A 19173-nucleotide genomic window follows, 5' to 3' on the forward strand; every position below is an offset into this window, starting at 1 on the left:
ACTAATTCCGTTGGCTATCCAATCAGCTGACTTAGATCACTAAATGAGAGCGTTCCCAGTTTCTTGGCGGAGTGCCATCATTTGCAAGGCGGCTGCCTGTAGCGCTTGTTCTAGAGCCTTTTGTACATTATTTAAATAATTTTAGAGTTTGTTTCGAATTATGACGCTAGTTGGTTTTTCAGAATTCGCAAATTTTACCAGCGGGTTTTTTGTACGAAATTGATGTATTGGAAAAACGTATACAACAAATGATTATATCAGCGCCTCTAATAGCCGTTTTGTGCAAGTAAAAATACGCATGTTGGCGTTATCCAATAAACGTTATTACTCTTCAACAGTTTAGTTGACGCCTGTTATGTGACGATCTCGCGGCAGTTGTCGCCCCCACAGAAATGGAGATGCAACGATGGCGCAATCACCGAACAAGCTTCGCCTGAGCGCATTGATCGCGTTGGTGGTGGGTTCGATGATCGGCGGCGGGATTTTTTCCCTGCCGCAAAACATGGCGGCCAGGGCCGATGCCGGGGCGATCCTGATCGGTTGGGCAATCACCGCCGTCGGCATGCTCACCCTGGCATTCGTGTTCCAGACCCTGGCCAATCGCAAGCCGGAGTTGGACTCCGGGGTGTACGCCTATGCCAAGGCCGGGTTCGGCGACTACATGGGCTTCTCGTCCGCCTGGGGCTACTGGATCAGCGCCTGGCTGGGCAACGTCGGCTACTTCGTGCTGCTGTTCAGCACCCTCGGTTATTTCGTTCCGGTCTTTGGCGAAGGCAACACGCCGATCGCCATCGTCTGCGCTTCGGTGCTGCTCTGGACTGTGCATTTTGTGGTGATGCGCGGGATCAAGGAGGCGGCGTTCATCAACCAGGTGACCACGGTGGCCAAGATCGTGCCGCTGATCATGTTCATCGTGATTGCCGCCGTGGCGTTCAAGGCGGACATCTTTACCCTCGATATCTGGGGGCGCAATAACCCGGAGTTCGGCAGCGTGATGGATCAGGTCCGGCACATGATGCTGGTCACCGTGTTCGTGTTCATCGGTATCGAGGGCGCCAGTGTCTATTCGGCCCGGGCGGAGAAACGCTCCGACGTGGGCCGGGCGACGGTGATCGGGTTCATTGGGGTGTTGGCGCTGCTGGTGCTGGTGAACGTGCTGTCGCTGGGGATTATGACCCAGCCGCAACTGGCGAAATTGCAGAACCCCTCGCTGGCGGCGGTGCTTGAACATATCGTCGGCCCCTGGGGGGCGTTGCTGATTAGCGTCGGCCTGGCGATCTCGCTGTTGGGGGCCCTGTTGTCCTGGGCGTTGCTGTGCGCCGAAATCCTGTTCGCCACGGCGAAAGACAAGACCATGCCGGCATTCCTGACCAAGGAAAACGCCAACCATGTGCCGGTCAATGCGATGTGGCTGACCAACTCGATGATCCAGCTGTTCCTGCTGATCACCCTGTTTTCCGCCGGCACCTACACCAGTCTGATTTATCTGGCGTCCTCGATGATTCTGGTGCCGTACCTGTGGTCGGCGGCCTATGCGGTGTTGTTGTGCACACGGGGTGAAACCTACCAACAGGCACCCGTCGAGCGGATCAAGGATCTGCTGATCGGTGGCATCGCGCTGGGCTACGCGGTGTGGTTGCTGTATGCCGGAGGCCTGAAGTATTTGCTGCTGTCGGCGTTGCTGTATGCACCGGGTGTGATCCTGTTTGCCAAGGCACGTAATGAGCAGGGCAAACCACTGTTCACGGTGGTCGAGAAAGGCATTTTCACCTGTGTCATCGGTGGTGCTGGGCTGGCGGCTTATGGGTTGTACAGCGGGGTGCTCAGCCTGTGAGGTTGTTGCTGGCGTACCAGCCGCCCTATGACTGGCCGGCGTTGCTGGGGTTCTTGTCGGCGCGGGCGATCGTTGGCCTGGAAACCGTGGTCGAGGGTGTCTACTCGCGCAGCATCGACTTGCATGGCGTTCACGGTACGTTTTCGATCCAGCCTGCTGCATCCGATGCACTTGAGCTGAGCCTGGACTTTCCGGATGCTGCTGCCGTGCCCGAGATCGTTGCGCGAGTGCGGCGAATGTTCGACCTGGATGCCGACCTGTCCGCAATTCACCGGCACCTGACGGTTGATCCGCTGATGGCGCGGTTGATTACCGAACGCCCGGGCCTGCGCGTACCGGGGGCATGGGATGGGCTGGAACTGGCGATCCGTGCGGTACTGGGGCAGCAGATTACGGTAGTGGCGGCGATCCGGTTGGCGGGCAAACTGGTTGCGCAGTACGGCACGCCGTTAAGTTCAGCACTGCCGGGATTGACCCACGTTTTTCCCAAGGCCCGCGTTTTGGCGGACGCAGATCTGGAAGCGCTGGGCATGCCGAAAAGCCGAGGTCGGACCTTGTCGGGTGTGGCTCAGGCACTGCTCGATGATCCGCGATTGTTTGAGCCCGGCCGGGAAGGGGGCGTAGCGCGGTTGCTGGCCTTGCACGGGATTGGTGACTGGACGGCGCAATATATTGCCTTGCGTCAGTTGCGGGAGATGGATGGGTTCCCCAATGGTGATGTCGGGCTGATCAATGCGTTGGCAGCGCTGGAGGGTGGGCCGGTGACAGCGAAGCAGTTGTTGTTGCGGGCTGAAGGGTGGCGGCCGTATCGAGGGTATGCGGCGCAGGTGCTGTGGACTTCGTTGAGTCGGGCGGACTGAGCTGATCCGGTTTTTGTGGTGCTGTTTCGGGCACCATCGCGAGCTTGCTCGCGATGGCTATCTAAAACTCACTACCACTGCGCGCGATGTGAACCCAGTTCGGTTGCCGGTAGCGCCCATTGCAACGGTGTCCCAGTTATCTTCAAAGGAGCGTGCAATCGGTGCGCCGCCCCCCACGGTGTCTGCTCCACCATCAACCCCTGATCCCGCTCATCTTCCGCACGTAACGCTTCAATCGTCCCCGGCCCATGCTCGATCAACAACCTCGCCGTACGGGCCAACGACAATCGCGCCGAGCCCCCCGTACCGTCGTTCAACCGCTGTGCCAACAACCGGATCGCACTGGCCGCCATCAAGTACCCGGTGGCGTGATCGAGGGCTTGCACCGGCAATGGCGTCGGCTTGTCCGCCTGCTTCCAGCGCATGCCCGCTTCGGCAATGCCACTGCTCATCTGCACCAGGCTGTCGAAGCCCCGCCGGTTTTGCCAGGGGCCGCTCCAGCCATAGGCGTTGAGGCAAACATCGATCAGGCCGGGGTTCAGTTGCCGGCGCTCATTCATGCCCAGGCCAAGTCGCTCCAGCGCATCGGCGCGATAGCCGTGGAACAGAATGTCGGCGTCCTTGAGCAGGCATTCGAATACGGCGCGGTCGGACTTGTCGTTCAGATCAAGACGTGCGCAGCGTTTTCCCAGGGTGACTTCCGGCACCACCCCGGGCTCGCTCCAGGTCGGTGGATCGATGCGCAGGACATCGGCGCCCAGGCCTGCCAGAAAGCGACTGGCGATGGGGCCAGCCAGTATTCGGGTCAAGTCCAGCACCTTGATGCCGGCCAGTGGCCGAGCAACTGAACCTGCCCACGGTTTGCGGCTCTGGCCTGGGTGGTTGGCGAACAGAACCAAGGGTTCGGCATTCACTGCCTGGCCTTGAGGATGGACCTGCCATTGTTCCCAGGTGCGCATTTCGGCAGCACAACCACCGGCATCGACCACCGCCTGCTCCAGCTCGCTTTTCGCCCATCGGGCCACTTGGCCGGCCATCGCTGCGCGGTCGGTACAGGCACCGAGCACGCTTTCGGCAGCGGTGCGGTGATGGGACGCGTTGGTGTGCAGGCGAATCCAGCCATCGCGGGTGGCGTAGTCACCGGCGATCGGGTCCCACAACGGCGGAACGCTCCAGCCAAGCGGGCGAATCGAGGTTGCGAACCAGAATGATGCGAGGCGTCGGTCAACTTCAAGGTCGGGCAGGTGCCCGGTTTGCTGGTGCAGCAGTTCGCTGGCGGCCTGGCCGGCGGCAGCGATGCTGGCGCAGGCCAGATCCGTGACGGCAAACGCCGAGGGCAGGGCGCCGCTGGATGTGAACGGAATCGAGGTGTGAGGCAAACCGAGTGCGGCTTGAATGGACGTGAGCAGATCAGTCATCGAAGGGCCCTCCGGAGCGAGAGCCAGATCTTAGTTCAAAAAATTCCAGGTCAGATGAAATCCCTCTGTGGGAGCGAGCTTGCTCCCACAGAGGGATGTGGCGATTTTTTAAACGCGGAACTGATCCATCAACTTCATCTGGTGAGTGGTCAGGGAGTTGAGCTGGCTGCTGATCTGCGCCGATTCCGTCGCCTGGCCAGTCAGGGTTTCGGTGACGGTGCGGATCGCCGAGACGTTGCGGTTTACCTCTTCGGCGACTGCGCTTTGCTGCTCGGCGGCGCTGGCGATTTGCAGGTTCATGTCGCTGATCACGGTGACCGCGTCGCTGATCTTGCCCAAGGCCTGGACCGCCTGCTGGATCTGCCCGGCGTTGCTGTGGGCCTGGGTCTGGCTTGAGTGCATGGTGGCGACCACGCCGCGGGTGCCGGACTGGATGCGTTCGATCACCAGGCGAATTTCTTCCACCGAATCCTGGGTGCGTTTGGCCAGGTTGCGCACTTCATCGGCAACCACCGCGAAGCCACGACCGCTTTCACCGGCTCGGGCGGCTTCGATGGCGGCGTTGAGCGCCAGCAGGTTGGTTTGCTCGGCGATGCTGCGAATCACCTCCAGCACCGAACCGATCTGTTCGCTGTTGACCGCCAGGGCTTCGACTTCGGTCACGGCCTTGCTGACTTCTTCGGCCAGTTGATTGATGTCGCGGGTGCTGCGCTCGATGATCGACATGCCGTCGCGGGCCGACTGGTCGGCACCCTTGGCGGCGTTGGCCGCGTTCGAGGCGCTGTTGGCGACATCGTGGGCGGTGGCGCTCATTTCGTTGGACGCCGTGGCGACCTGGTCGATTTCGCGGAACTGCACCTGCATGCCTTCACTGGTCTGGCGGGCGATTTCCGAAGACTGGTCGGCCGTGCCACGGGCATCGGTGATGCTTTGCTTGATCTGTGCGATGGTCGGCTGCAGCTTGTCGAGGAAACGGTTGAACCAGCTCACCAGTTCGCCCAGTTCGTCCTTCTTGCTGTAGTGCAGGCGCTGGGTCAGGTCGCCGTCACCGCTGGCAATCGCCTTGAGCATGTCGGCCACGCTGTTGATCGGGCGGGTCACGCCGGACGCGGTGAGCCACATCAGCAACAACCCAAGCAGGCCGGCAATCACCGCCACCGACAGCGCCTTGAGCGTGCCGCTTTGCTGGGCATCGTCGAGTACCGCTTGCAGCTTCACCGAGTCGGCCAGCAGCACTTGTTTCGGCAGGTCGATCACCACGGCCCAGGCCTTGGCGTCGGCAATCGGGCTGACCGGGTACACCGCGCGGATCAGGTCGCCTTGCTGGAGAATCTTCGGCGCGCCATTCGCGAGCAACTGCAGGATGTCCTTGCCATCGCCGCCCAGGGTGTCGCCGATGTTCTTGCCGACTTTACCTGCATCGACGCTGTAGGCGGCCAGCACGCCGGTGCCGGAAACGATGAGCATGTGCCCGGCACTGTTGAACAGGTCGCGCTGGGAGTTGACCGCCGCCGCTTGCAGGGCGTCGAGGGCGATGTCGATACCGACCACGCCGATGGACTTGCCATCCACCAGCAGCGGTACGGAAATGGTGGTCATCAACACTTCCTTGCCACCGACAGTATCGGCGTAGGGGTCGAGCAGGCAGGTGCGCTTGCTGTCCCGAGGGCAGGTGTACCAGACGTTGTATGGCGTGCCGCTGAGGTTCAGGGTGGTTTTGGTCATGTCCTCTTCGACCATGATCGTGTTGAGGGCATCCCCCCCGGCGCGGCTCCAGTACGTGGCGAAACGACCGATCTCGTTGGATTGACGGGCGGCGTCATTGACGAACTCGCTGTCCTTGCCGTCCAGGCCGTTGGGTTCGAACGCCAGCCAGATGCCCAGCACTTTGCCGTTGCGCTCGAAGGCGGTTTTCAGGCTCTGGTTCAACTCTTCACGCAGGGCGCCGGGTTCAAGGGAACGCTTGGCGGCCAGGTTACGCAAGTCCTGGATCTGGTCCGCGAGGGCGGTCACCACCGTCAGGGTTTCACCGAAGGTCTTCTGCACCCGCACCGCTTGCTCGGCGGCCTTGGCCTGAAGCAGATCCTGCACACTGGAGGTGAGCATTCTGCTGCTGGAGTCGCTGACCAGGTCATCGTTCTGATTGGTCTGGTAGATGTTCATGCCCACTATCAAGGCGACTACGCCCAGCAGGCACAGACCGGACAGCAGGACGATTTTCAGGCGGATGGACAGTGAGTCGAACATAGGGCGAGCTCGCGAATGGATGAAGTGTTGGCTGTGGGCCGTTGCGGCTCACTCGCTAAATCCATTTAGCGCCGATCAATGCACATCGGCGTGGCGTTGAGGTTACATGAGGGGCAACCCGACGAACGGTAATGGTTGAACGTTTGCGCAGGAAAATGTGCCGAAAAGCGCTTTAAAACGAAGAAAAGTCGCGGAGTTGTTCAGGTGGGTTCCGGCAGTGATTCCGGTCGCGACCAGATCCACAGGTTGCCCAGCCCCATGCCGGCAATTGCCAGGTAAATCGGCCAGCCGTGATCGAGCATCACCAGCATCAGACCGGCACATAACAGCATGCTGACCGTGGCGCTGACTTTTGCCCTGCGCGCGATGATCTTGCCGTTGCGCCAGTTATGGAGGATGGGGCCGAACAGCCGGTGGTTTTCCAGCCAGGCACTCAGGCGCGGCGAGCTGCGGGTCGCGGCCCAGGCGGCCAGCAGGATGAACTCGGTGGTTGGCAGGCCGGGTATGACGATGGCGATCAGGCCGATGCCCAGGCTGACGTAGGCCAGCAGGCCGAAGAGAAGGCGGGAGAGTTTGGAAGAGGTGGGCATGGGCTCTGGGGTGGCGTGTGACGCTGAATGGAGATCTTACAGATTCACCCGGCCCTTTGTAGGAGTGAGCCTGCTCGCGATAGCGGAGTATCAGTCGACAATAATGCTGTCTGGAATACCGTCATCGCGAGCAGACTCGCTCCCACAGGGTCGGTGTTGTGTCAGGCGACTTCCGGTGTGCTGGCGTAAGCCTGCTCCAGCAACACGGTAAACCGGTTGAACGCGTCGATGGCGCCTTTTTCCACGTCGGCTTCTTCCTGGGCGCTGAATGCCAGGCCGTCCAGGGTCTTGACGAAGCTCTTCCAGCCTTCAGCGCGGCCACCGGCCGGTTCGCCGAGGTGGCGGGCGCCGAAGGTTTCGCTCAGGCCAAGGCCCACGGCACGCTTGATCAGGAACGCCGCGCCGAGCTTCGAGCCTTCCGAAACAAAGATCCAGCCCAGGGCTTCGGCCTTGGTCGGGTTCTTCAGTGCACCGGCGACAGGTACCGGCACGTCGGTGTCCAGGTCCGCGAGGTCGGCCTTGGCGGCATCGGCACGGCAGCGGGCCGGCAGGTCCGGGACGATGGCGGTCAGTTCGGTATCGTTGTACAGCGACATCAGCTCCGACTGGAACAGGTACTGCGCCACCACGAAGCGGGCGAAATTGGCCGGGGTTTCAAACGGAGCATGGGCCTTGACCAGGGCATCGAGCTTGCTGTGCGGCTCGTTGGTGATCTGGTTCAAACGCTGCGAACGCAGGTTGGAGCGTTGTTCGGTGGCCTGGGTAGTCATGGCAATTCCTTGGAGAAAGAGGAGGCGCTTGGTAACGAGACGAAGAGCAAGGCGCCTGACAGTAAAAAATCCTCACCGGACGGCTTGATGTAACCGCCCGACGAGATGAGCGGATCAGATATCCCAGATCAGGTTGACCGCAAAATTGCGACCCGGCTGGGTCAGGCGATCGAGGTTGGCCGGTTGGGTCACGGAGGCTTCGCCGACGCTGTCGTAGCCGCGCACGTCATCCCACAGCCAGTACTTCTTGTCGGTGAGGTTGTAGACGCCGCCGCTGACGGTCACGTCGTCGGTCACCTTGTAGAACGCGCTCAGGTCCAGAATGCCGAAACCGGGCGTCTTGAACTGGGTGCTGGTGCCGTCCGGGGTTTTGAAACTGGTGCTGTCGACGCGGTCCTTCTTCTTCACCAGGGTCCAGCTGAGCAAGCCACTGTAGGTGTCCTGGTCGTAGCCGAGGCCGAATACGCCGGTCAGCGGGTTGACGCTGTTGAGCGGCTCGCCGTTGTCGTCGTTGCGACCGTAGGCATAGGCCACCGAGCCCTGGGTGTAGAGACCTTGCGGCGCGCCGAAGGCATCGAGGTTCAGGCGGCCCTTGACCTCGGCACCCTTGATGGTGGCGTGCTTGATGTTGTTGCTCTTGAAAATGGTCTCGCTATAGCCGGGCGTGATGGCGTTCTCGTTGATGAAGTCGCGGTACTTGTTGTAGAACACCGCCACGTCAAGCGAGCCCTGCTCGAAGTTGCCGCGCAAACCCGTCTCGTAACTTTTGCTTTTTTCCGGTTCCAGGTCCGGATTAGGCGCGACCCGATAGCCGCCGGCGATGTTTTCGAAACGGCCATACAACGCCTTGGCGGTCGGGGTGCGGAAGCCTTCGGCGTATTGGCCGAACCAGGTGTAGTGGTCGTTGAAGCTGTAGGTGGTGCCGAACTTCGGCGACAGGCGATGCCAGGTCTTGGTCTCGTCGCTCACCACGCCGTTGCCGCTCTGGTCGGCGGTGGCCAGGAACTCTTCGGTGATGTGCGGCTTGAGTTCGGTGTAGTCGTAGCGTGCACCGGGCAGGAAGGTCCAGTTGCCCCAACTGATCTGATCCTGGGCGAACAGGCTGTAGCTATTGATGGTCGGGTCCGGGAAGTCACTGGCGGGTTTCAGCGTGTCGAGGGCGCTCGGGGCGCCAATGACACGGCAGGCACCGGCCACGGTCAGGCAAGTGCCGGTACCGGTACGCAGGCCGGTAACTTTGTCCTGCTTGATGGTGGTGCCATAGGTGACGAAGTGATCGGTATCGGCGATGGCAAACGACTTGTCAGCCTGGGCGTCGAATACCCATTGGCGATCCTTGAAGTTGGTATCACGGTTACGCAACACGGTCCGTGACGGCGGCGCGTAGATCTCTTCGGTGCTCTGGTCAGTCTTGGCGATCTGGTAGTTCAGCGTCCACTTGATGTTGTCAGCCAGTGCGCTGTCCAGACCGAAGCTGTGTTCCAGGCCAAAGCGTTCGCGAGTGATCGTGTCGTTACCGGTACGGGACTTGTAGAAGCCCATACCGCGTCCGGCATTGAACGGGCCGCCCACCGCGCTCAGTTGATTGGTGTCGCGGTCGTCCTTGTAATGCTCGTAGGTCAGGCCCAGGCGCGCGTCGTCAGCGTAATCCCAGCCCAGTTTAGCCAGCACGCTGGTGGTGCGCACGTCCTGGGGGTTGGCTTCAGTGCGGTTCAGGCCAGTGCCGCCGGTTTCGCCAAAGGACTCTGTTTCATGACCGTTGCGTTGACTGAGATGCAGCAGGCCGTCGAACTCGCCGGTACGGCCGGCGACGGTGCCGGACGTCAGCCAGCTGTCGTCGGCGGAGCTGTAGCCGGTTTTCAGACGTGCGCCGACATCCTTGCCCGGTTTGATGATGTCGTCCGGGTCCAGCGTGTAGTAACTGACCGCACCGCCAATGGCGCTGCTGCCATACAGCACCGACGCCGGGCCCCGGAGGATTTCCACACGTTTGACGATTTCCGGGTCGACATAGTTGCGGTTGGTCTGGGCATACGGGCCGTTGAAGAAACCGTCGGGTACCTGCACCCCGTCGACCTGGGTCAGTACACGGTCGCCATCGATACCGCGAATGTTGTAGCCCGTGATGCCGGCGCGTTGGCCTGAACCGCCTACCGATACACCGGGTTCGTAGCGCACCAGCTCCTTGATGGTATTGACGTTGTTGCGGTCCAGATCTTCGCGGGTGTAGACAGAGACCGTGCTCGGTACGCTGTTCACATCCTGCTCGTTACGGGTGGCGCTGATGGTGACCTGATCCAGATTGAGGGCACTGCTACCACTGCGCTTTTCCAGAACGATGCTGTTGTTGCCCAGCTTGCGATAGCCCAGGTTGGTCCCCACCAACAGGCGATCCAGGGCTTTCTCCGGCGACAGCGAACCACGGACTCCCGGCGAGGCCACACCCTGCGCCAGCTCCGACGACACGCCGACCTGCCAGCCCGTCACGGCGGTAAAGGCATTGAGTGCCGACACCAGTGATTGCTGGGGAATGGCGAACGCGTAGTCGCCCATTTTGCGGGTCGATTGCTCGGTGGCGGTGGCGGCCATGAGCGGTGCGGTACCGGCCATCAGGACGGCAGCGGTCAGCAGCGACAGCACGCGGGAAGGTGTAGGGGCTTGGCGGGTAAGGCGAGGGGACATCGATAGCGCTCCGTGTCGCACGAATCTTTATAGGTGCTGATTGGCATGGTGAGATGCGAATCAATTGCATTGGCTATAACGAGACGTACGGGGTTTGGCTATCGAGTAAAAATAATTCTCATTCAGTTCAAGATGACCAGCGCCGGGAATTCCTGGAGCCGGGCCGAGGTGATGTGGGCCAGGGAGCGAACCACGTCCAGCGGCTGATCGAGGCGGTAGTTACCCGTTACGGTGACATCGGCCAACTGTTCGTTGTTGTTGATGATCCAGCCCGGGTAGTAGCGGCGAAGTTCTGCCAGCACCTGGTTCAACGGGCAGTTTTCGAACACCAGCCGTCCCTGGACCCACGCCAGGTCGGTGGCGGCATCCAGCTTGGCCGGCTGGTCGAAGCCGTTGGGGCCGATGCGAATGCTTTCCCCTGCGGACAAGCGCACCCGCGCGTCATCCCGGGTGGCGCGCAAGTCGACATCCCCGCGTTGCACCCGCACCTGCGCCACGCCGTCTAGGTAACGCACGGCAAATGCGGTATCGCGAACGCTGGCGGTGACCGGGCCGGCGTCGATTTCCAGTGGTTGGCCGCGATTGGCCTGCACTTCGAAAAACGCTTCGCCCTGATACAGGCGGGCAACACGTTGCTGGTCGTTGATGGTGCTTGAGAACGCCGAATTGGTATTGAGCAAAACCCTGGAGCCGTCCTCCAGTTGCAGGCGCTGGCGCTCGCCGACCACGGTCAGGTGATCGGCCTGCAGGCGCATTGGCAAACTGCTGAAACTGAACAGCCCGAGCAGCAGCACGGCGGCGGTGGCCAGTGGTTTCCAGTGCGGACGCAGACGGGCGAGGACAGTGACTTCCGCCGGACGGGTGGCCAGGCTTTGCGCGCATTGCGCCACTTGCGGGCCTTCCCAGATCGCCTGGGCCTTGGCGAACGCCTGGGCATTCAGCGGATCGGCGTCGAGCCATGCATGGAATTGGCGGGCCTGCTCCTCGTCGGGACTGCCGAGCACGATCAGCCAGTCCAGGGCCTGGTCCATCGCGCTTGCGTGGTCCTGCGCCGATGAAGGCTCTGGGGAGCGGTGGTTGTCCGTCACGGTGTTTCCTCGGCAGTGTCTGTGCACGGCTGTTTTTTTAGTGAAGCGTAAAAGTGGGCCAAGGGTAGCAAAGCCCGATGATCAGCGCAGTCGGTCCAGGTGTGCGCAGGGCCTTGGTGCTCAGTTGGCGCTCAAGCGATCGGCAACCCCGATGCAGATCGACATGATCAACTTGAGTTCTTTCTGCACGGTGCTGAGGGACACGTTCAACTCCTCGGCGATTTCCTGGTAGCTGTGCCCGTGCAGGCGGCTGAGGATGAAAATCCGCTGTTGGCGGGCGCTGAGTTGACTGAGGCTCACGTTCAGGCGCTCCAGCAATTGTTCGGCGTGTGCGGCATCTTCGGCGCTGCTGGTGGGGGCGGCGATGCTGTGCATCACCTCCTGCGGCACGTCGTCGACCATGGTGCGCGAATGGATGCGCCGCGCGCGCAAATGGTCCAGCGCCAGGTTGCGCGCCGTCTGGAAGACGAAGGGCTCAAGATGATCGATGGCCCGTTCGCTCAATGCACGGGTCACCCGCAGGTAGGTTTCCTGCAGGAGGTCTTCAGCGGTGCTGTGATTGTTGACCATCCGTTCCAGCGTGCGCAGCAGGGAGGTGCGCTGGGTGAGGAAAACGTGGTTGAAGCGTGACTGACTCACGGGAGAACCTGATCCATTTCGAGTAGATGATAATGCTTATCATCTACTCGAGTGGTCAAGTACTGATTTGTGAAGCTTTACGCGCGACCCTGCAAATAGGTGGCGTAATCGGGAATCCGATGGAGGTGCGCCTGATCCATCAGCGGACTGCTGAGCAGGTAGTCGGCGCTGCATTCGTTGCACGCCACCGGGATGTTCCACACCGCCGCGACCCGCAGCAACGCCTTGATGTCCGGGTCGTGGGGCTGGGGTTCGAACGGGTCCCAGAAAAACACCAGCATGTCGACCCGCTGCTCGGCGATTTGCGCGCCGAGCTGTTGGTCGCCGCCCAGTGGCCCGCTGATCATGCTTTGCACCGGCAGGTCGAGGCGTTGTTGCAACAACAACCCCGTGGTGCCGGTGGCGACCAGATCATGCCGGGCCAGTCTGTCTTTTTGCCGTTCGGCCCAGTCCAGCAAGAACACCTTGCAGTGGTCATGGGCGACCAGGGCGATACGCTTGCGCGCCGCCATGGTCTTTTGCGTAAAGCTGATGCCGATCATCGATGGTTGCTCCGGGCTTATTCGGCGTTGCACAGCGCCAGGCAGTTATCGAGCATGCGGTTGGAGAAGCCCCATTCGTTGTCATACCACGCCAGCACCTTGAGCAGCTTTCCGCTGGACTTGGTGTGGTTGGCATCGAAAATCGACGACAGCGGGTTGTGGTTGAAGTCGCTGGAGACCAGAGGCAGGGTGTTGTAGCCAAGTATCTTCGAGTGCTGGCTGGCTTCTTTCATCAGCGCATTGACTTCCTCTGCGCTGGCTTCTTTTTTCAGATGCACCGTCAGGTCCACCAGCGACACGTTGATCACCGGTACGCGCACCGACATGCCGGTCAATTTGCCCGCCAGTTCCGGCAGCACCAGGCCGACGGCTTCGGCAGCACCGGTCTTGCTCGGGATCATGTTCTGGGTGGCCGAACGGGCGCGGTACGGATCGACGTGATAGACGTCGGTCAGGTGCTGATCGTTGGTGTAGGCGTGGATGGTGGTCATCAGGCCGCTTTCGATGCCCAGTTCGCGATGCAGCACCTGGGCCACCGGGGCCAAGCAGTTGGTGGTGCACGACGCATTGGAAATGATCTGATGCGACTGGCGCAGAATGTCGTGGTTCACCCCGTAAACGACGGTGGCGTCGGCGCCTTTGGCCGGAGCGGAGATAATCACTTTGCGCGCGCCCGCCGTAATATGCGCGGCGGCCTTGGCCCGGTCGGTGAACAGACCGGTGCATTCGAACACCACATCAATTTTTTCCGCGGCCCAGGGCAGGTCGGCCGGGTTGCGGATGGCGCTGACCGAAATGCGGTCGCCGTTGACCGTCAGGCTCTCCTGGTCGTGCTGGACATCGGCATCGAACGTGCCGTGAACGGTGTCGTACTTGAGCAGATGAGCATTGATCGCGCTGTCGCCAAGGTCGTTGATGGCGACGATCTGCAGATCCTGACGGTAGCCCTGGGTATAGAGTGCTCGCAGGACATTACGGCCGATGCGGCCAAAACCATTGATTGCGATTCGAAGAGTCATAGTGCGGCGCTACCGTCGTTTTGTTGTTGGAATTACAAGATTATTCGCAAAAAAATAGAAAACAAGCCTTTTTAATGGCAATATTTTGTTCAATCTACAACGAGTGACCTGAATCAACTGGTCCAACCGATCAAGAAAACCGTCTGTCATCCCATCGACACCGGCCTTTGATCAGCATAGACAATCAGGTCGCCACATCCGTTAGCCTGGAGTTCTACACATGCATCCCCGCGTCCTTGAGGTCACCGAACGGCTTATCGCCCGCAGCCGCGCCACGCGTGAGGCTTACCTTGCATTGATTCGCGGTGCAGCCAGCGACGGTCCGATGCGCGGCAAGCTGCAATGCGCCAACTTCGCCCATGGCGTGGCCGGTTGCGGCAGCGACGACAAGCACAGCCTGCGGATGATGAACTCCGCCAACATCGCGATAGTTTCGTCATATAACGACATGCTCTCGGCGCACCAGCCGTACGAAGTCTTTCCGGAGATGATCAAAAAGGCCCTGCGCGAGATCGGCTCCGTCGGCCAGTTCGCCGGTGGCACCCCGGCCATGTGCGATGGCGTGACCCAGGGCGAGCCGGGTATGGAGCTGAGCCTGCCGAGCCGCGAAGTGATCGCTTTGTCCACGGCCGTGGCGCTGTCCCACAACATGTTCGACGGCGCACTGATGCTCGGCATCTGCGACAAGATCGTGCCGGGCCTGATGATGGGCGCGCTGCGCTTCGGCCATTTGCCGATGATCTTCGTGCCGGGCGGGCCGATGGTGTCGGGCATTTCCAACAAGCAGAAAGCCGACGTACGCCAGAAGTACGCCGAAGGCAAGGCGACCCGCGAAGAGCTGCTGGAATCGGAAATGAAGTCCTACCACAGCCCTGGCACCTGCACCTTCTATGGCACCGCCAACACCAACCAGTTGCTGATGGAAGTCATGGGCCTGCACCTGCCGGGCGCGTCCTTTGTCAACCCGAACACGCCGTTGCGCGATGCCTTGACCCGCGAAGCCGCGCACCAGGTCACACGTTTGACCAAGCAGAACGGCAACTACATCCCGATCGGCGAAATCGTCGACGAGCGTTCGCTGGTCAACTCGATTGTCGCGCTGCACGCCACGGGCGGCTCGACCAACCACACTCTGCACATGCCGGCCATCGCCATGGCGGCGGGCATTCAATTGACCTGGCAGGACATGGCCGACCTCTCCGAAGTCGTGCCGACCCTGAGCCACGTCTACCCGAACGGCAAGGCCGACATCAACCATTTCCAGGCCGCGGGCGGTATGTCGTTCCTGATTCGTGAACTGCTGGAAGCCGGGTTGCTCCACGAAAACGTCAACACCGTGATGGGCCACGGCCTGAGCCGCTACACCCAGGAGCCGTTCCTCGACAATGGCCAGTTGGTCTGGCGCGAAGGCGTGACCGACAGCCTCGATGAAAGCATCCTGCGTCCGGTCGCCCGCGCGTTCTCGGCGGAAGGTGGCCTGCGGGTGATGGAAGGCAACCTCGGTCGTGGCGTGATGAAAGTCTCCGCCGTTGCCGTGGAAAACCAGATCGTCGAAGCGCCGGCCATGGTGTTCCAGGATCAGCAGGACCTGGCCGATGCGTTCAAGGCCGGTTTGCTGGAAAAGGATTTTGTCGCGGTGATGCGCTTCCAGGGCCCACGCTCCAACGGCATGCCGGAGTTGCACAAGATGACGCCGTTCCTGGGCGTGCTGCAGGATCGCGGCTTCAAGGTGGCATTGGTCACTGACGGACGCATGTCCGGCGCGTCGGGGAAAATCCCGGCGGCCATTCATGTCAGTCCCGAAGCATATGTCGGCGGCGCTTTGGCGCGGGTCCAAGAGGGCGATATCATCCGCGTCGATGGCGTCAAAGGCACCCTGGAGCTTAAGGTGGACGCCGAAGAATTCGCAGCGCGCACTCCGGCCAAAGGCCTGTTGGGCAACAACATCGGCACCGGTCGCGAGCTGTTCGGTTTCATGCGCATGGCCTTCAGCTCGGCGGAGCAGGGCGCCAGCGCCTTCACTTCTGCCCTGGAGACGCTTAATTGAAACTGGCTTTGGTCGGTGACATCGGTGGGACCAACGCACGTTTCGCGTTGTGGAAAAACCAGCAACTGGAATCGGTCCAGGTGCTGGCAACGGCAGATTTCCCCAGCCCTATCGATGCGATCAGCCTCTACTTGAGCGGCCTGGGGTTGGCGCCGGGGGCAATCGGTTCGGTGTGCCTGTCGGTGGCAGGCCCGGTGAGTGGTGATGAATTCAAGTTCACCAACAATCACTGGCGCCTGAGCCGCAAGGGCTTTTGCCAGACCTTGCAGGTGGATCAGCTGTTGCTGGTCAACGACTTCTCGGCCATGGCCCTGGGCATGACCCGTTTGCAGCCCGGCGAATTCCGCGTGGTTTGCGAGGGCACGCCGGAGGCGCTGCGCCCGGCCGTGGTGATTGGCCCGGGCACCGGCCTGGGCGTCGGCACCTTGCTCAATCTGGGCGAGGGCCGTTTCGCCGCGTTGCCGGGGGAGGGCGGTCACGTCGACCTGCCATTGAGCAGTCCGCGTGAAACCCAACTCTGGCAGCACATCTTCAACGAAATTGGTCATGTCAGTGCAGAAACAGCCCTGAGCGGCGGCGGTTTGCCCCGCGTCTATCGGGCGATCTGTGCGGTGGACGGGCACACGCCGGTGCTCGACACACCGGAAGCGATTACCGCTGCCGGGCTGGCGGGCGACCCGATTGCTGTGGAAGTGCTTGAGCAGTTCTGCTGCTGGCTCGGTCGCGTGGCCGGCAATAACGTGCTGACCACCGGTGGACGCGGTGGCGTGTACATCGTTGGTGGGGTGATTCCGCGGTTTGCCGATTTCTTCCTCGAAAGCGGTTTCGCCAGGTGTTTCGCCGACAAGGGCTGCATGAGCGATTACTTCAAAGGGATTCCGGTGTGGCTGGTGACGGCGCCGTATTCGGGATTGATGGGTGCGGGTGTGGCGCTGGAGCAATCAATCCCCGCTTGAAATGCAATCAAAATGTAGGAGTGAGCCTGCTCGCGATGACGGTGTGTCAGTCGACAGAAATGTTGAATGTGAAATCGTCATCGCGAGCAGGCTCACTCCTACAGTGGTTTTGTGGTGTTTGTAAAATCGGTGCATAAGGCATAATCCGCCCAATTCAAACAACAAGGACGCCGCCCCGTGAGCTCAGTCAACAAGTCGATTTTGTTGGTCGATGACGATCAAGAGATACGCGAGTTGCTGGATACCTACCTGACCCGCGCCGGTTTCCAGGTACGTACCACGCCCGACGGTGCCGGCTTTCGCCAGGCGCTGAACGAGGCGCCGAGCGATCTGGTGATCCTTGATGTGATGCTGCCCGACGAAGACGGCTTCAGCCTGTGCCGCTGGATTCGCCAGCATCCGCGCCAGGCGCAGGTGCCGATCATCATGCTCACAGCTAGTTCCGACGAAGCCGACCGCGTCATCGGCCTGGAACTGGGCGCCGACGATTACCTCGGCAAGCCCTTCAGCCCACGGGAATTGCAGGCGCGGATCAAGGCGTTGCTGCGCCGCGCGCAGTTTGGTCAGGAGCGAAGTGGCGGTGAGGTGCTGGCCTTCGATGACTGGCGGCTGGACATGGTCAGCCATCGGCTGTTTCACATCGATGGCGAAGAGGTGATTCTCTCGGGCGCCGACTTTGCGCTGCTGAAGCTGTTCCTCGATCACCCGCAGGAAATCCTCGACCGCGACACCATCGGCAACGCCACCCGCGGCCGTGAACTGATGCCCCTGGATCGCATCGTCGACATGGCGGTCAGCCGGTTGCGCCAGCGCCTGCGTGACACCGAAAAACCGCCTCGGCTGATCCGCACCGTGCGCGGCAGCGGCTACCAACTGGCAGCCAACGTGGTTGCCAGCAATGGTCACTGAGACTTTGCGCAAGCTCGCCGCCAAGGTGCCGATGCCGCGTTCGCTGCTCGGGCGGATGTTGTTGCTGACCTTGCTGGCGGTGTTGTTCGCCCAGACGTTGTCGAGCGTGATCTGGGTGTCGCAACTGCGCGCCACGCAGCTCGAGGGCCTGGTCACCAGCGCCCGCAGCCTGGCCCATTCAATGACCGCCAGCGTCAGCTATTTCCGTTCGTTGCCGGTGGCGTTTCGGCCCTTGGTGCTCGACCAGTTGCGCAGCATGGGCGGCACCCGGTTCGTGGTGACGTTAAACGACAAACCCCTGGGCATGGAAGTATTGCCCATCACCCCGCGCAAAGAGGCGGTGCTCAAGGCGGTGGACGAAGTGCTGCGCCAGTCCCTCGGCCAGGACACGGACATCTCGGTGACCTTCGTCAGCCCGGAAGACCTGCGCATCTTCAATGGCGGCCTGAAGCTTGATGAGTTGCCACGCTCCTGGGCGCACTACGCGCTGACCCTGGAGCCGGTGAATCCGCCGGTGCTGGTCACGCAGATCCAGATGGCGCCGGGCGAATGGCTGTACATCGCCTCGCTGTTGCCCGAGCCCTACACCAGTCTTGAGGAGCAGGGCCTGCCGGCGCAGCAGGTGTGGTTCATCGTCCTCACCAGCAGCTTTTTGCTGTTGTTCATCGGCCTGCTGGTGCACTGGCAGAGTCGTCCGCTCAAGCGCCTGGCGCGGGCGGCGCGGGATCTGTCGCTGGGGGCTGACGTGGAGCCGGTCGCCGAAGGCGGGGGCAGCGAAGTGGTCGAGGTCGGCCGCGCCTTCAACACCATGCGCGAGCGCATCAGCCGTTACCTGACCGAGCGCAGCCAGTTGTTCAGCGCCATTTCCCACGACCTGCGCACGCCGATCACCCGCCTGCGCCTGCGGGTTGAATTGCTCGAAGACGAAACACTGCAAGCCAAGTTCGGGCGCGATCTGGACGAGCTCGAATTGCTGGTCAAGGGCGCGCTGCAATGCGTCAAAGACACCGACATCCACGAGAACATCGAGCCAGTGGACCTCAACCATGTGCTCGACTGTCTGGTGGAACCCTATCTCGCGCCGAACGGCAACGGTCGCGTAACCCAGCAGGGGCGGGCGCTGGCGGCGTACCCGGGCAAACCGCTGGCGCTCAAGCGCTGCATCGGCAACCTTATCGACAATGCGCTGAAGTACGGGCAGAACGCGCACCTGCACATCGATGACGACGAAAGCGCGTTCATCCTGCATGTCGATGATGAAGGGCCGGGCGTGCCGGAGCAGCGTCTGGAGCAGGTGTTCGAACCGCACTTCCGCCTGGCCGGGCAACAGCAGGGCTATGGCTTGGGGCTGGGGATTGCCCGCAACATTGCCCATAGCCATGGTGGTGAGGTCAGCTTGCAGAATTTGCGTGAGGGCGGGTTGCGGGTGACCCTGCAGTTGCCCCGCTCAATGGATTGACACCGACCCTGTGGCGAGGGGGCTTGCCCCCGTTCGGCTGCGAAGCAGTCGTAAAATCAGCAACCTCATATTTACAGGTAATTCGAGGGAGGTCGTTTTGGGAGCGCTTCGCA

The 19173-nt window shown here is 61.3% G+C and carries 15 protein-coding genes and 1 pseudogene; 6 read left to right on the plus strand and 10 right to left on the minus strand.

What is annotated here, in order from left to right; translation table 11 throughout:
• The first annotated feature begins 406 nt into the window (after window positions 1-406).
• Window positions 407-1834, plus strand: a complete 1428-nt coding sequence (gene arcD, locus KGB07_RS12010; RefSeq protein WP_223465476.1) for an arginine-ornithine antiporter — start codon at window positions 407-409, stop codon at window positions 1832-1834.
• Window positions 1831-2694, plus strand: a complete 864-nt coding sequence (locus KGB07_RS12015) for a DNA-3-methyladenine glycosylase family protein (RefSeq protein WP_223465478.1) — start codon at window positions 1831-1833, stop codon at window positions 2692-2694. The genes arcD and KGB07_RS12015 overlap by 4 nt, the downstream gene beginning before the upstream one ends.
• A gap of 71 nt (window positions 2695-2765) precedes the next feature.
• Here the strand turns inward: KGB07_RS12015 and KGB07_RS12020 are convergent, their stop codons facing one another.
• From KGB07_RS12020 to gap, 10 genes and pseudogenes are all read right to left on the minus strand, one after another.
• On the minus strand, window positions 2766-4112 hold the full coding sequence (locus KGB07_RS12020) for a CoA transferase (RefSeq protein ID WP_223465480.1): 1347 nt from the start codon (window positions 4110-4112) through the stop codon (window positions 2766-2768).
• Between the two features lie 108 nt (window positions 4113-4220).
• Window positions 4221-4976, minus strand: a complete 756-nt coding sequence (locus KGB07_RS29670) for a methyl-accepting chemotaxis protein (RefSeq protein ID WP_404942368.1) — start codon at window positions 4974-4976, stop codon at window positions 4221-4223.
• A 150-nt stretch (window positions 4977-5126) separates the two neighbouring features.
• A pseudogene (locus KGB07_RS29675) lies at window positions 5127-6359 on the minus strand (chemotaxis protein); the annotation flags it as partial.
• Between the two features lie 200 nt (window positions 6360-6559).
• Window positions 6560-6949, minus strand: a complete 390-nt coding sequence (locus tag KGB07_RS12030) for a YbaN family protein (protein ID WP_046042240.1) — start codon at window positions 6947-6949, stop codon at window positions 6560-6562.
• A gap of 161 nt (window positions 6950-7110) precedes the next feature.
• Window positions 7111-7719 carry a biliverdin-producing heme oxygenase gene (locus tag KGB07_RS12035; RefSeq protein WP_046042241.1) on the minus strand — a complete coding sequence of 203 codons (609 nt, stop codon included), beginning with the start codon at window positions 7717-7719 and terminating at the stop codon, window positions 7111-7113.
• A 114-nt stretch (window positions 7720-7833) separates the two neighbouring features.
• Complete coding sequence (locus KGB07_RS12040) at window positions 7834-10401, minus strand: TonB-dependent receptor (RefSeq protein WP_223465483.1); 2568 nt, start codon at window positions 10399-10401, stop codon at window positions 7834-7836.
• A 122-nt stretch (window positions 10402-10523) separates the two neighbouring features.
• Complete coding sequence (locus tag KGB07_RS12045) at window positions 10524-11489, minus strand: FecR family protein (RefSeq protein WP_223465484.1); 966 nt, start codon at window positions 11487-11489, stop codon at window positions 10524-10526.
• 120 nt (window positions 11490-11609) lie between these two features.
• Window positions 11610-12128: an RNA polymerase sigma factor gene (locus tag KGB07_RS12050; protein ID WP_223465485.1), complete on the minus strand. Its 519-nt coding sequence runs from the start codon at window positions 12126-12128 to the stop codon at window positions 11610-11612.
• Window positions 12129-12205: 77 nt separating this feature from the next.
• The gene (locus tag KGB07_RS12055) at window positions 12206-12670 is read right to left on the minus strand and encodes a methylglyoxal synthase (RefSeq protein WP_046042245.1); all 465 of its coding nucleotides are present in this window, start codon (window positions 12668-12670) and stop codon (window positions 12206-12208) included.
• 17 nt (window positions 12671-12687) lie between these two features.
• Window positions 12688-13689, minus strand: coding sequence for a type I glyceraldehyde-3-phosphate dehydrogenase (gene gap, locus KGB07_RS12060; protein ID WP_046042246.1), 1002 nt, complete (start codon window positions 13687-13689; stop codon window positions 12688-12690).
• Window positions 13690-13909: 220 nt separating this feature from the next.
• On the opposite strand from gap, the gene edd reads away from it, so the two are divergent.
• From edd to KGB07_RS12080, 4 genes are all read left to right on the plus strand, one after another.
• On the plus strand, window positions 13910-15736 hold the full coding sequence (gene edd, locus KGB07_RS12065; protein WP_046042247.1) for a phosphogluconate dehydratase: 1827 nt from the start codon (window positions 13910-13912) through the stop codon (window positions 15734-15736).
• On the plus strand, window positions 15733-16692 hold the full coding sequence (locus KGB07_RS12070) for a glucokinase (protein ID WP_223465486.1): 960 nt from the start codon (window positions 15733-15735) through the stop codon (window positions 16690-16692). Before edd ends, KGB07_RS12070 begins: the two co-directional genes overlap by 4 nt.
• 177 nt (window positions 16693-16869) lie before the next feature.
• Window positions 16870-17601: a response regulator gene (locus KGB07_RS12075; RefSeq protein WP_008050538.1), complete on the plus strand. Its 732-nt coding sequence runs from the start codon at window positions 16870-16872 to the stop codon at window positions 17599-17601.
• A 31-nt stretch (window positions 17602-17632) separates the two neighbouring features.
• A complete protein-coding gene (locus KGB07_RS12080) occupies window positions 17633-19060 on the plus strand; it encodes an ATP-binding protein (RefSeq protein WP_221174494.1) in 1428 nt (475 codons plus the stop codon).
• Window positions 19061-19173 lie beyond the last annotated feature (113 nt).

The sequence above is a fragment of the Pseudomonas sp. GL-RE-26 genome, from assembly GCF_019956275.1.
Classification (GTDB): domain Bacteria; phylum Pseudomonadota; class Gammaproteobacteria; order Pseudomonadales; family Pseudomonadaceae; genus Aquipseudomonas; species Aquipseudomonas grandcourensis.